Source organism: Pseudomonas sp. NFIX49 (assembly GCF_900115915.1).
In the GTDB taxonomy this organism is placed as follows: domain Bacteria; phylum Pseudomonadota; class Gammaproteobacteria; order Pseudomonadales; family Pseudomonadaceae; genus Aquipseudomonas; species Aquipseudomonas pharyngis.
Genome location: NZ_FOYE01000001.1, coordinates 195,890 through 209,664, shown reverse-complemented (window position 1 = coordinate 209,664; position 13,775 = coordinate 195,890). Strand labels below are relative to the sequence as shown.

7 protein-coding genes are annotated in these 13,775 nt (G+C 57.8%); 2 read left to right on the top strand and 5 right to left on the bottom strand.

Translation table 11 applies throughout. The features are described from left to right. The first annotated feature begins 21 nt into the window (after positions 1 to 21). Positions 22 to 1,641, top strand: a complete 1,620-nt coding sequence (locus BMZ46_RS00990; RefSeq protein WP_039765795.1) for an FMN-binding glutamate synthase family protein — start codon at positions 22 to 24, stop codon at positions 1,639 to 1,641. 38 nt (positions 1,642 to 1,679) lie between these two features. Here the strand turns inward: BMZ46_RS00990 and BMZ46_RS00985 are convergent, their stop codons facing one another. The 5 genes from BMZ46_RS00985 to BMZ46_RS00965 all read right to left on the bottom strand — a co-directional run bounded on the left by BMZ46_RS00985 (position 1,680) and on the right by BMZ46_RS00965 (position 10,257). Further along, a complete protein-coding gene (locus BMZ46_RS00985) occupies positions 1,680 to 3,197 on the bottom strand; it encodes a glucosyltransferase domain-containing protein (protein ID WP_052266524.1) in 1,518 nt (505 codons plus the stop codon). Then, entirely contained in the window at positions 3,194 to 3,568 is a 375-nt protein-coding gene (locus tag BMZ46_RS00980) for a GtrA family protein (RefSeq protein ID WP_039765793.1), read from the bottom strand. Before BMZ46_RS00980 ends, BMZ46_RS00985 begins: the two co-directional genes overlap by 4 nt. A 108-nt stretch (positions 3,569 to 3,676) precedes the next feature. Continuing rightward, a complete protein-coding gene (locus BMZ46_RS00975) occupies positions 3,677 to 5,182 on the bottom strand; it encodes a glucosyltransferase domain-containing protein (RefSeq protein ID WP_074688489.1) in 1,506 nt (501 codons plus the stop codon). Positions 5,183 to 5,354: 172 nt separating this feature from the next. Next, positions 5,355 to 6,776, bottom strand: coding sequence for an amino acid permease (locus BMZ46_RS00970; protein WP_039765788.1), 1,422 nt, complete (start codon positions 6,774 to 6,776; stop codon positions 5,355 to 5,357). A 301-nt stretch (positions 6,777 to 7,077) separates the two neighbouring features. Beyond that, a complete protein-coding gene (locus BMZ46_RS00965) occupies positions 7,078 to 10,257 on the bottom strand; it encodes a dermonecrotic toxin domain-containing protein (protein ID WP_074688491.1) in 3,180 nt (1,059 codons plus the stop codon). A gap of 314 nt (positions 10,258 to 10,571) precedes the next feature. Here BMZ46_RS00965 and BMZ46_RS00960 point away from each other — a divergent pair, with 314 nt between their 5' ends. After that, positions 10,572 to 13,715, top strand: a complete 3,144-nt coding sequence (locus BMZ46_RS00960) for a transglycosylase domain-containing protein (protein ID WP_074688493.1) — start codon at positions 10,572 to 10,574, stop codon at positions 13,713 to 13,715. The last annotated feature ends 60 nt before the right edge of the window (positions 13,716 to 13,775 follow it).

The following is a 13,775-nucleotide window of genomic DNA, read 5'->3' as shown; positions in this document are numbered from 1 at the left end:
CATCCGAACCAAGGAAACCGTATGAGCCTGTCACTCCTGAGCCGCTACGCCTTCTTTGCCGTCTGCGTGATGTTCACCCTCGCCAGCCTGCCCTTTCTCGAACATGACTGGCTGTGGCCGATCACCGCCGTCACCGGGGTGCTGAGCCTGATCGGTCTGTTCGACCTGCTGCAGAGCCCGCACGCGGTGCGCCGCAACTATCCGATCCTGGGCAATATCCGTTATCTGGTCGAAGGCATCCGCCCGGAAATCCGCCAGTACCTGCTGGAATCCGACAGCGACGCCCTGCCCTTCTCCCGCGCCCAGCGTTCGCTGGTGTATTCGCGGGCCAAGAATGAAACCGCCGACAAACCGTTCGGTACCCTGATCGACGTCTATCAGTCCGGCTTCGAATTCATCGGCCACTCAATGCGCCCGGCGCCGCTGAGCGACCCGAGCAGTTTCCGCGTCACCGTCGGCGGCCCGCAATGCACCCAGCCGTACTCGGCGTCGGTGTTCAACATCTCGGCCATGAGTTTTGGCTCCCTCAGTGCCAACGCGATCCGCGCGCTGAACCAGGGTGCGAAACTCGGCAACTTCGCCCACGACACCGGCGAAGGCAGCATCAGCCCCTATCACCGCGAACATGGCGGCGACCTGACCTGGGAACTGGGCAGCGGCTATTTCGGCTGCCGCACCAGCGACGGCCGCTTCGACCCGGAACGCTTCGCCGCCCAGGCGCAGACCCCGCAAGTGCGGATGATCGAAATAAAGATGAGCCAGGGCGCCAAACCCGGCCACGGCGGGATTCTGCCCAAGCACAAAGTGACCCAGGAAATCGCCGACACCCGCGGCATCCTGATGGGCGAAGACTGCATCTCGCCATCGCGCCACAGCGCCTTCTCCACGCCGATCGAGATGATGCATTTCATCCAGCAACTGCGTGAACTGTCCGGCGGCAAACCGGTGGGCTTCAAGTTCTGCCTCGGCCATCCGTGGGAATTCATGGGCATCGCCAAGGCCATGCTGGAAACCGGCATCCTGCCGGACTTCATCGTGGTCGACGGCAAGGAAGGCGGAACCGGCGCCGCGCCGGTGGAGTTCACCGACCACATCGGCGTGCCGATGCGCGAAGGTCTGCTGTTCGTGCACAACACGCTTGTGGGCTTGAATCTGCGGGACAAGATCAAGCTCGGCGCCAGCGGCAAGATCGTCAGCGCTTTCGATATCGCCAGCGTGCTGGCCATCGGTGCCGACTGGGCCAACTCCGCGCGGGGCTTCATGTTCGCCATCGGCTGCATCCAGTCGCAAAGCTGCCACACCAACAAATGCCCGACCGGCGTCGCCACCCAGGACACCCTGCGCCAGCGCGCGCTGGTGGTGCCGGACAAGGCCCAGCGGGTCTACAACTTCCACCGCAATACGCTCAAGGCCCTGGCAGAAATGCTCGCTGCCGCCGGCCTCGACCATCCGTCGCAACTGTCGGCCAAGCATTTGGTGCGGCGCATGTCGGCCACTGAAATCAAACTGTTCTCGCAGCTGCATGTGTTCCTGAAACCGGGGGAATTGCTCACCGGAGAGGTGAACGGCGAGTTCTATTCGCGGATGTGGCAGATGGCGCGGGCGGACAGTTTTGAGCCGCAGGATGGAATGGCTGCGTAGCCGAATCTATGTACCTTCCTTCAAGGTAAAACGCTGGATCAGAGGTGATCGGAATCTTTCACCTCATTCCAGCGTTTCATAAACACATAACCGGTTTTGTCCAATATGTAGATGTCGTAATAGCGATTACTTAGAACTTGCTGACACGTCCCACACCCCACTGTATCGCGTTCGTCTTTTACACCGCCAAAAACATTTGTCAGTCCAGCCCTGAGCATATTTTCTGGCAGCAAGATAAAATCCAGACCAAGTATGTAAGGAAGCACAGGTGAAGCATCAATTGTTTTTTTTGCACCAGGAATCCACAAATAACGGGTATCGGCGATTAAATTGATCCGCTCCAGAGCTCGAAGATTTGCATGAGAAACAACGTCATAGTTTAGGTTCTGAACGACAACTTGTTCGAATTGTTTTTTCGCCACCATGACCCGACCATAGGAAAAAGAGAAGCTAAGCATAAAAGCAATCGGAATGACCAACAGGTATGTCAGGTATCGGTTTACTTGCATCAATCCTTGTCGGTTCAAAAACATCAAAAAAACCAACATAGAAGAAAACCCCATCAGATTCCGCGCACCAAAGTTTGGATAGCGCACGAGAAGTCCGATGCCATAAATCGCAGACACAGCCCCGAGCAATGTCATCAGGTACAACACCAACGTGTTCGACTTGGCCCAGCCGCCCTCCTGTCGAGCGACACAACGATACCCCGTGAGCACAAAACACAAAGCTGCAACAAAGATGAGCAACGAAAAAAACCAAACATTGCCAATATTGAATAGAAGAAACATGTGCTGATTGAAAGTATCAATTCGCATGAGCAACTCTCTCACCGTGGAATTATCAATCTCGACAAATCCCTGACGGCTACCGCTTATCAACTGATACGAACTCAAGCAGTAAACAAGCAATCCCCCTGCCAATTGTCCGGTTCTCAGCAAGAGTTCCTTCCGCACTTCAGACGCTGTACCAGAGATCATGCAGCGGTAGACATCGATACACGCCAGACCGATAAAAACGTTCAGACACACCTGATAAAAAGAAAGCGCCAGAGCAATCAATATCGCGGAGAGTACTACCCGCCCCACAGCCGATGCCGGATTTGAAGTGATTGCATAAATCACTGCAACCAGGCCCAACGTCATGCTCGGCCCGTCATATTGATATGAAAGGTTCTGTAAATAAAACGGACTGAACCACAGGGGTAAAACCACTAGGCACTCAACAAACCCCGGAGTAGAAAAATAGTGAGTGACCAGTCGCCTCAGTCCAAAAGACATGGCAACGGTGGCAATGAGTAACGGTAATGGAAAAATATTCAACGATGAGGAAAATGTCAGAACGGAATACAGCAACTCCACCAACGGTCGGCCGTCTTCAGTCCAGCCCTTGATTCCGAGCATCGATCGCCCTTGGTCATCGATGTACAAGTAGTCGGCGAACAAAATGGGAAAAACATGCAGCAAGGTTGCTATCTGAAAAAAGAAATAGATTTCCTGTGCGCTCCAGGGCCTGCTCAGAAAGTGTTCGTTCGCATTAGCAGAAGCGCTTTTCATGACTGCCGCCCCCGAAACAACACAAACCGGAAAAAGCAGTACCCCAGCAACAGATCCAGCAGTGAAAACACCGACACCGTCACCAGCCCCGGCAGACTCCGTGCATCGGCGATCACGCCTGTGCCGTAACTCAACGCCCCCATCACGCTGATAAATATCAGGTACGCCAGCACCGACGTTCCGGTCTCGAACGTGTAGAGCGCGTTCATGTAAAACGCGAAGGATGCGGCGATGCAAAACGCAGCGAAGTTGCTGGCCGCCTGATCGAGCTGAACCGCACTGGTCAGTACGAAAAAAACCTGCCAGTGGACCAGCGTTGCGGCGAGGCCGATTGCCGTTTGGGCGGGAAATCCTTTCCACAAGATCCTCATCGTGAATCCTTGCTGTCACTGCAACGGGCGGAGCTTTCACGCTAGGGCAAGGTACGGGTGCGGTCTACTGTCAGAAATTACAGGTAGGCGCTGGTTTCTGACTAACGGTTACCATTGCAACAGCCGGCCATGGGGCGGTTCTTTCATCACGATGAATCCGTAATCACCGATCAGGTAGAGGCGGTAATAGAGGCTGTCCACCAAGGGTGGATAGCCCATCAGGCCGACATGGGTCGCGTTGCGTCGCTCGCGTTCTGCAACCACATTGGTGATGCCCGCCGAGGGCAGGTTTTCGGCGAGCATGAAGTAGTCGATATTCAGCAGGTATTGCAGCACCGGCAACTGCTTGAACGTACCCACCGCTCCCGCCAGCCAGCGGTCGGAGTACGTCACCGAGATATAAATCCGTTTGGCTTCGCGCAATTCGCGATGGGACGAGATGTCGTGGCTCAGGCTGTAGAGCGCACTGCTGGCGAAGGTTTTTTCCATCGTCAGCACCCGGCCATAAGCGAAGGACAGCGACAGCGTGGCCAGAAGCGGAATCCCCAGCATCAAAGGCAACCGTTGGTGCAGCGGCATCAAACCCAGCCAGGTCAGATAGAACAGCAACATCAACAGCACGCCGAACCCCATCAGGGTGCGTGCACCTTCGTTGAAATCGCGAAACAGCAGCGTCATGCCCGGCACCAGCAGCGCAATCAGCGGCAATGCCAGCAGGCAGCTGGAGCCCAGGAGCAAAGCCCTGGCGCGCGACAGGTTGCGCTCGCGAATCTGCCGCCCCAACTGCACGGCGCCGAACACAGCACACAGCACCAGCACAATAAAAATTGCCGTGTAGCCGCCGTGAAACAGCAGCGCAACCTTCTCCATCACCCGACCGATATTGATGCCGATCTGCAGCAACGGATCGGCGCTCGCATTCAGCAATTGCGTGCGTCCGGCGTCAGTGAATGGATAGGCCGTGACGCTGTAGATCAACACCGCCAGCAGCAGTTGCGCCAGCCGCCAGCCCGACCGGTGCCAGAGTTCATTCCATGGCACTCGCCGGTGAACATTCCTGAGCAATTCCAGGCAGCACAACCCAAGAAACACATTCAGGCTGATCTGATACAACCCGATCGCCAGCGCCAGCAGCACCGACGGCACCAGCCAACGCTGAATGCGTGAAGTGCCATAAAAAGTGATCGCATAAATCACCGTGACCTGGCTCAGGGCCATGCCGGCGCCGTCATATTGATAGGACAGGTTCTGCAACAGGAACGGGTTGTACCAGAGCGGCAACACCACCAGACAACAGGCCAGGGTCGGTTCGGGAAAATAGTGGAAGGTCAGCCGGGTCAACGCGAACGACATGGCGACCGTGGCGAGCAACAGCGGCAATGGGAAAATATTCGGCGCAGCGCCGGTGACGCTCAGCGCCTGATACAGCCAGTCCATGAACAACCGCCCCTGCCCCGCCCAGGCGTTGCCGGCAGCGAGGGTGCGCCAGTTGTCGTCGATGTAGGGGAAGTCGGCGAGGATCAGCGGCAGGATGTACAGCAGCGTGGCGAGCAGGAAGAACAGCACGACCTGACGGCGGCCGAGTTCTCGTACGAGAAAATCGCTGATCCTCATACCCGCGCCTCTGTTCACGGCTGCGCTGGAAACAACGCAGCTAAACCTTCGAACATGACTCTGAATCAGAAGTCGTTTTTTGCGGCGTTTTCAGACCAGCGGCCTCAACCTTGCCCCCAACGAAAAAGCCCCGGACTTTCGACCGGGGCTTTCAGGGTTCCACAACAACGAATTACGAAGCCGAACGCACCGCGCCCTGGGACGCATCGCTCGGTTGCAGCTTGAACACGTAGAACAACACGGTCAGCAGCACCAGGAACGCCGGGCCCACATAAAGTGCCACGCGGGTATCCGGGAAGTACGCCATCAGGCCGACCACCAGTACCAGGAAGGCCAGTGCCAGATACGAGCTGGCCGGATACAGCCACATTCTGTATTTGAGGCCGGCCCGTTCGCTGGCGCTCAGACCTTTGCGGAATTTCAGCTGGGCCAGCAGGATCATCACCCAGGTCCAGATCGCGCCGAAGGTGGCAATCGAAGTCACCCAGACGAAGACTTTTTCCGGTACCAGATAGTTGAGCAGTACGCCCAGCAGCAGCGCGAAGATCGACAGCAGCAACGCCCGACGCGGTACGCCGTTGCTCGAGGTGCGAGCGAAACCGGCCGGCGCCTGGCCGTTCTGCGCCAGGCTGTAGAGCATGCGCCCGGTGCTGAAGATGCCGCCGTTGCACGACGACAGCGCCGCAGTGATCACCACGAAGTTGATGATGCCGGCGGCGGTCTTGATGCCCAGACGTTCAAAGGTCATCACGAACGGACTGCCCTGGGTGCCGATTTCATTCCACGGGTAGATCGACAGGATCACGAACAGCGCGCCGACGTAGAACAGCAGGATCCGCCAGAACACCGAGCCGATCGCATTCGGGATGGTCTTCTGCGGGTTCTTCGCTTCACCGGCGGTCAGGCCGATCATCTCCACACCGAGGTAGGCGAACATCACCATCTGCAGCGACATCAACACGCCCGTCACGCCGTTGGGCATGAAGCCGCCGTGGGCCCACAGGTTGGAAATCCCCAGCGCCACGCCGTCGTTGCCGAAACCGAAAGCGATGATGCCGATGCCGCCGAGCACCATGGCGATGATGGTGACGATCTTGATCAGGGCGAACCAGAACTCGAATTCACCGAAGGCCTTCACCGCGATCAGGTTGATCGAGCCCATGCTGACCAGCGCCGCCAGCGCCCAGATCCAGCGCGGCACATCGGGAAACCAGATGCCCATGTACACCGCCACCGCGGTGATTTCGGCGACGCAGGTCACCAGCCACAGGAACCAGTAGTTCCAGCCGGTGAGAAAGCCCGCCAAAGGGCCGAGGTAATCCTGTGCATAGCGGCTGAAGGAGCCGGCCACCGGATTGTGCACGGCCATTTCGCCGAGGGCGCGCATGATCACCAGGATCGCCAGACCGCCAATGATGTACGAGAGCATGATCGCCGGGCCGGCCATTTCGATGGCCTTGGCCGAACCGAGAAACAGACCGACACCGATGCAGGCGCCGAGCGCCATCAGGCGAATATGCCGTTCACCGAGTTCGCGTTTGAGCGGGCCGCCTTGAGCGGTTTCGCCATGGGGCGGGTGATTGCCGACTGGCATGGGGGACTTCCTCGTCTTGTTATTGGATGTGACCACCGAGTGTTCAAGCGTCGGCCGATAAGCCTGCGCCTGGGGTAGAACCGGCCCTGCTTCGTGGGCAGAACCGTCCCGCAGAAGCAACCTGCGGGATCAGCGGGGCGTGCAGTATAAAAAGCTTGCGACAGGTTTTTTCACTCTATAAGGCATCTGATTCAGACGTAAACCTCGTCAAATACGAGGTTTACGAGACAAACCATCCTGCATTTCGAGGATTATTCACCGCGCAAATGGCCGGCGAGTATTGCACAGCAATGGTGCAACGTCACAGGCCGGCCGGTGCGACAGACCTTTCGATGGTCGTCACTGGCCGGGTATCGACCTTCAAGACTTTCGTCCGGCCATAGACTCGTACCACCGTATTGGGACGGGAAAACCAGCCCGGTTGCTCCTTCGAATATTGGCCAATGGCGGTCGCCCCCTGATTGGATTGATAGTGCAGTTTCCAGACGCGAGCCGTTCGGTCGTACTTCATGAAGGCGAAGCCCGTCAGTATCGAGTCGGGATTGCCGTTCTGGTCCAGACGGAGTCCGTAGTCCGGAAGCTCCATGGCGGCACTCAGCCCCCATCCATGCTCTTGCGGGGCCAGATCGACGTATTGGGCAGCTTCATGGCTGGCCTCGACATGCCGGACCCGAAGCAGGTTTTCATCCATCTGTTCCACCACCAGGGAGCAACCGCTGAAACCGGGTGTGAAAACATGATCCGGTTGCCCCCATCCAGGGTGAATGGGGACATCGACGTAGCCTCCCTGCGGCGACCAATACGCAGAAATCGCATTCGTACCCTCAGGGCGTTCGCCCGCCTCAAGGTCGATGACTTTGAGTGCATTGAACTCCCCTTCGACGGCACCGGAATACTTCATGCGCTGCATGGTAAACAGGAAGCTGCCCCCTCCCTCTCGCATGTCGAGCTGCGACGCGATTCCCGGCGACAATTTCCCCGTGGGGCCTTCCATCAAGTCGGTTGCAACAGGCAGTCGACCCAACTCGGACATCTCGAGTGCCTGGTGAATGCTGGTCGGTTCGATGGAAAACGGAAGCTCATGCATGGGCCCCCAATCACTTGGCAAATACCTCGTGTCGGACAGGGAAACCACTAGGATTTTCGGCTCCCATAGACCGTTGGGCAGTTGCTTGCGCTCGAAAGCAGCTATTTTAGCCAGTAAGTTGTCAGGCCTGGCCCCCCCTCTCAACGACAGAGGTTGCCATTGATCGGGCGCGACCTCGCGCAGGCGCAGCTCTGTCGCACGATTACTCTGCGGATCAACAATGTTGACGTCCATGATCTCGGCGTTGAGATTGAACGAATCACGGATCCGATACACCGAGACGACGCCGGCATCGTCGATGTTGCGGATGTAGCACCATTGCCCGTCGACACTGCGATAAACACCTTTGGCCGGTTGAAGTCCAAGAATCAGCGACTCCTCGACTGCGTATCGGGCATTGACTCGGTTATCGATGCCCGACACCGCCGGGGGATGTGCGGGAGCGACGTCAAGCGAAGCCCCTTCGCCCGTTAGAACGTGCCCGTCAACGGGCGCAACGGGGGGGAGTTCGGGCGACAGTGCCGGTACGGGGCGGTGCGGGCCGTGATTCCAGCCGTTTGCACTTTCGGAAAGCAAAGGCTGATAAGCGTTGGGGTTGCGAGGATGGACGATGCGCCAAGCGTTGGTTACTGGATCGAAACGTTTTTCATAAACGTGTCCTTCGACGCGTACATACAGTTTGTTCGCGACGAGAAACTGCTCGCGAGCATTGGGCTCGACATCGGCCAGCGACACTTTGCTCCGGTAAGCCGCCAGGTCTGGTTTCCAGAGCCGTTTCTGTCCATTTTCCAGTTCGATCGGCAAAAACTCCGTGCGGCCTCCCGATGCAAGTTTCCCGATCAACGCGGCCCCGGCCCCCATGATCGCCAGATTCACCAGAACCCCGTGGATGAGCTGCCAACCGTTTTCCCGGTCGCCGAGGCTCAAATCCTCAATTCCCTCCAAAACATCATCCATGAGCTGAATCGCCGTGACGCCGAGCATCAGAACCCCGACTGCGGGCACCACGAAAGACACCAGGTTCAACGCCATCAAACCAATGTCCAGGAGTTGTGAAAGCCAGGCACGGCGCCCGCGAGCATCAGCGTCAGCGGTAGGCACAGCGGCACTGCGTGCATCAGCCAATAATCGATGCCTGAAGCGTCTGAAAGATACCTGCCAGATGTCGAGGCTCGTATCCCAGCGATCGCCTGAAGGGCTCACTATCAGCTCCTGCAGGAGAAAGTCCGGCTCCTTTTTTTGACGACGGATTTTCGGACCGTTCGCAGTGACGAGTTCGGTAAAGCTGGAAAAAAACTTCGGCCGGTCTTTATGTTTTACGAAGCGGCTAAAAAACACCTGATAGTCGGTCGGTGCTTGCGGGTCGGCCTCTTCATCCTGGGGCTTGCGCACAAACTGGCTGACAAGTTGAGACTTGAGTGCCGTTAGCTTCGGATAAAGTTTCAGCGGATGATCGGGATCATCAGGAATCCAGACGATCAAGTCGTTTGGCCAGAATCCATCAACAGTTGGCAGCAATTTATCGAGAACGCTATCGTCTTCCGGATCGGCAATCTCGAAAATCGCGCAACCTTCCAATGGCATATTCATGAAGCTAATGCCGCGATACCAGAGAGACTTGCCGTCAACCTTCACATCTTTTTTGCCGTCAGCTACTTCAAGCAGGGCCCGATGATGTCTGGCCTCAATATCGCCCTTGAGCACAGCAACATGACTTGACGCTTTCAACGAAGCGCTCTGATAAGCAGTGAAGGCATCACTCAGCGTTTTAAGACCCGTCGCATCATCCAGCTTCAGTGCTTGCCGGATATGGGCCTGATAAAGCTGGCCGACATCCAGCTCTCGACACAATTCGATGAAACGAAGTGCACTGATCCGCATATCGGTCGGTTGATAGGCTTCCCAACCGATACGGGAAAATGACCTGAAGTCCGTTTCTTCTTCATCGAAGTTGTGAAGGGCTGCTTGCAAAAACGTGTAACGTTCAGTCGGAGGATGCGAAGAGGGGATCGAAGAAGGAGAGAATGCCAGCCAAAAGTTCTGCAGCTCAATATCAAATCCCGTCTCGTCCTTCAGCTTCGCCCTGAGCAGTGGCTCGGCGAACGCCTCCGGGGACTTGACCTGGTCCATCAGGGCACTGAATGCAGTGTGCGCGGCCACGCTTTCCTCTATGGCCCTGCGTGCCTCCGCCCGTTGTTGAGGCGAAGCGCTTTTCAGCCAATCAGGTGTCGACGGTGTAATCTTTTTCAACATCTCAAGATTGGACTTCGACATATTAACAAGCGCGGGTGGAATTGCTGCCAGGACCACTTCCGAATACTCATCGGTTAAACTTTCAACATTATTAATTACTGCAGGCGCGAAGCGTGCAAAAGACCGGAAGTACGTACCCACGATGAAACTCCAACTTAAGAAATGAGCATTTAATAAACAACACCCAACTTGAATTTGACACTTGAAAAACACATCAATTAATTGCAAATCCAGACAACTTTTTTCCAGATTGGCGAGCGTCAGTCAGAAACTTTTTGCTCAGCTTGTTATGTTTCCCGATACAGACGCGACGATACCTGTGCGCCTCGGATCCTCACCGCCCCGTCGCTCGATCCCGTCTCCGCTCGATGACCTTCACAATTTTTTCACCGACGCCAACCAGCGACTAAGCTTCAGTCAAGTCCGATCAATCTGCGTGAATGGATCAATCGACTATGGGCGCTTTGTGGCAAACCGATTCGAGTGAAAAAGTGGTTCCGACTGAACGTGTGGATGAAGCGCCTGTACCTGAGAAACCCCGTCGTAACCGGCACGGGTGGAAGGCTTTCTGGCTTCTGGTGGTGATCATCGCGATTGTCGTGGGCCTGGCCGCGATGAAGGAAATGCGCACCTCGCGTTTCCAGTCCCGCGAGGTCAGCCAGTACGCCGCCAAACTCAAATACGAATTGCAGCCGGGGCCCAGCGAAGCGATCCGCTATCCGGGCAACGGGCCGTTCGACCTGCGTCTGGGGTACAGCTCGCTGGACGAGTTCCTGCCACGGCTGATCAAGCGCAACTACGTGATCACCGAGCAGACGCGCTTCTCTCCGGCCCTGCTCAACTACACCGACAAGGGCCTGTTCGTGCCCTATTCCGAGAAGATCCAGGCCGGCCTGTCGATCACCGATTGCCGCGCCGCGCCGCTCTATCAGTACAACTATCCGCAACAGCTGTACGCGAGTTTCGAGTCGATTCCACCGGTGGTGGTCAACAGCCTGCTGTTCATCGAAAACCGTTTTCTGCTCGATCCAAAACAACCGTTGGCCAACCCGGCGGTGGACTGGCCGCGCTTCGGCATGGCCGCGTGGTCGCAAGTCGCCAAGTTGCTGCACTTGCCGGGGCAGTCGGCCGGTGGCAGTACCCTGGCCACCCAGCTTGAGAAATACCGCCACTCGCCCGATGGTCTGACGGTGTCCGGTGCAGAGAAGATCCGCCAGATGATTTCCGCCAGCGTGCGCGCCTATCAGGGCGGCCCGGACACCTTGCCGGCACGGCAGAACATCATTCGTGACTACCTCAACAGCGTGCCGCTGTCGGCCGTGCCGGGGCATGGCGAAGTGCACGGCATGGCCGAGGGCCTGCGGGTCTGGTACGGCGCCGATTTCAACGAGGCCAACCGCAAACTCTCCAGCTCGGCGACCGATCCGCAGTCCATGGCGGACAAGGGCCTGGCTCTGCGCGAAATGCTCTCGCTGATGATCGCCCAGCGCCGCCCTTCGCATTACCTGACCAAGGGCCGCGAAGAATTGGTCGAACTGACCAACAGCCACCTGCGCCTGCTCAAACAGAACGGCGTGATCGACGCCGCCCTGGCCGATGCGGCGCTGGCCAGCACCATCAGCTATCGCGACTGGCAGACCCAACCGACCATCCAGCCAATCGAAACCAACAAAGGCATCAGTGTCGCCCGCAGTCGATTGGCGTCGATGCTCAACCGTCCGCTGTATGACCTCGACCGCCTCGACCTGTCCGCCACCAGCACCCTGCAAGGCGAACTGCAAACCCAGGCCACCGCCTATCTGAAACGACTGGCCGACCCGGCCTATGCGACCGAAGTCGGCCTGATGGGCGAACGCCTGCTGACGCCCACCAGCACCACTCAGGTGCGCTACAGCTTCACCCTGTTCGAGCTGACGCCGGACGGCTCGCGCGTGCGGGTGCAGACCGACAGCACTGACCAACCGTTCGATATCAACGAGGGCAGCAAGCTGGAACTGGGCTCCACCGCCAAGATGCGGGTGCTGACCACCTACCTGCAAATCATCGCCGAGCTGCATGACAAGTACGGCGCCATGACCTTGCAGGAACTGAAAAAAGTCGACGTGCCGGAACAGGATCGCCTGAGCCGGTGGGTGGTCGATTACCTGATCCAGAACAAGGATCGCGACCTGTCGAAATTGCTCGGCGCAGCCCTTGATCGCAAATACTCAGCCAGTCCCGGCGAAGCTTTTTTTACCGGTGGCGGGCTGCACACGTTCCATAACTTTCGCAAGGAAGACAACGGCCGCCTGCCGACCCTGCGCGATGCCCTGCGTGAGTCGATCAACCTGCCGTTCATTCGTCTGATGCGTGACCTGGTGCGTTACACCACCTACTCCGGCCCCAACAACAGCGCCGAGCTGCTCAAGGACGACCGCGACCCGCGACGTCAGGAATACCTCGCCTCGTTCGCCGACCGCGAAGGCACTTCGTTCCTGCTCAAGTTCTGGAAGAAGTACCGCAACAAGGACACCCAGGCCCGGCTCGACACCTTCCTCGACAGCATGCGCCCGACCCCGATCCGCATGGCTGCCGTGCACCGTTACCTGCTGCCCAACGCCAGCCAGGAGGATTTCAACAGCTTCGTGCGTTCGCATTTGAAAGGCGCCAAGCTCACCGAAAAACTCACCGACGAACGCCTGGAACGGCTCTACCTGGCCTACGGCCCCGGCACCTATGACCTGCCGGATCAGGGCTTCATCGCCAAGGTTCACCCGCTGGACCTGTGGATGATCGGCTACCTGCTCAACCACCCCGACGCGACCTTCAAGGACATCGTCAAGGCCAGCCAGTTCGAGCGTCAGGAAGTCTACAGCTGGCTGTTCAAGAGCAGGCACAAGGGTGCCCGTGACAGCCGGATCCGCACGATGCTGGAGATCGAGGCGTTCCTCGAGATCCATCAGCGCTGGCAGAAAGTCGGCTATCCGTTCGATCATCTGGTGCCGTCGCTGGCCACCGCCATCGGCAGCTCCGGCGACCGCCCCGCCGCACTGGCAGAGCTGATCGGCACCATCCTCAACGACGGTGTGCGCATGCCGACACTGCGCATCGACAGCCTGCACTTTGCCGCCGGCACGCCTTACGAAACCAAACTGGTCAATGACCCTCATGTGGGCAAACGGGTGATGCCGTCCGAAGTCGCCACGGCGATGCGCGAAGCGCTGTCGCAAGTGGTGGACTCGGGAACCGCCAAACGTGTTTCCGGCAGTTTCAAACTGAACGATGGAACACCGCTGGTCATGGGTGGCAAGACCGGTACCGGCGACAACCGGATCGAGGCGATCGGCTCCGGTGGGCGGATTCTCAGCTCGAAGTCGATCAACCGCACCGCGACCTTCGTGTTCTACATCGGCGACCACCATTTCGGCACGCTCACCGCGTTCGTGCCGGGGCGCTCGGCGGAGAACTTCAAATTCACCTCGGCCCTGCCGGTGCAGGTGCTCAAGGGCATGGCGCCGATTCTGATGCCCTATCTGCAACCGGGCAGCGACTCGCAATGTCTGCCGCCCGAGGCATCGAGAGTGGCTTCCCTGAATGCGCGCGCCTCTGTGCCGGATTGAAAACGCCCGGGTGTTATTTATATGTTTTAAACATTCCAATATTCAATCGGACCCGCTATT

What these genes read in the sequence shown, in the direction of transcription:
- BMZ46_RS00990 (WP_039765795.1), top strand. Translation starts at nt 22, where the DNA reads ATGAGCCTGTCACTCCTGAGCCGCTACGCCTTCTTTGCCGTCTGCGTG.
- BMZ46_RS00985 (WP_052266524.1), bottom strand. Translation starts at nt 3,197, where the DNA reads ATGAAAAGCGCTTCTGCTAATGCGAACGAACACTTTCTGAGCAGGCCC.
- BMZ46_RS00980 (WP_039765793.1), bottom strand. Translation starts at nt 3,568, where the DNA reads ATGAGGATCTTGTGGAAAGGATTTCCCGCCCAAACGGCAATCGGCCTC.
- BMZ46_RS00975 (WP_074688489.1), bottom strand. Translation starts at nt 5,182, where the DNA reads ATGAGGATCAGCGATTTTCTCGTACGAGAACTCGGCCGCCGTCAGGTC.
- BMZ46_RS00970 (WP_039765788.1), bottom strand. Translation starts at nt 6,776, where the DNA reads ATGCCAGTCGGCAATCACCCGCCCCATGGCGAAACCGCTCAAGGCGGC.
- BMZ46_RS00960 (WP_074688493.1), top strand. Translation starts at nt 10,572, where the DNA reads ATGGGCGCTTTGTGGCAAACCGATTCGAGTGAAAAAGTGGTTCCGACT.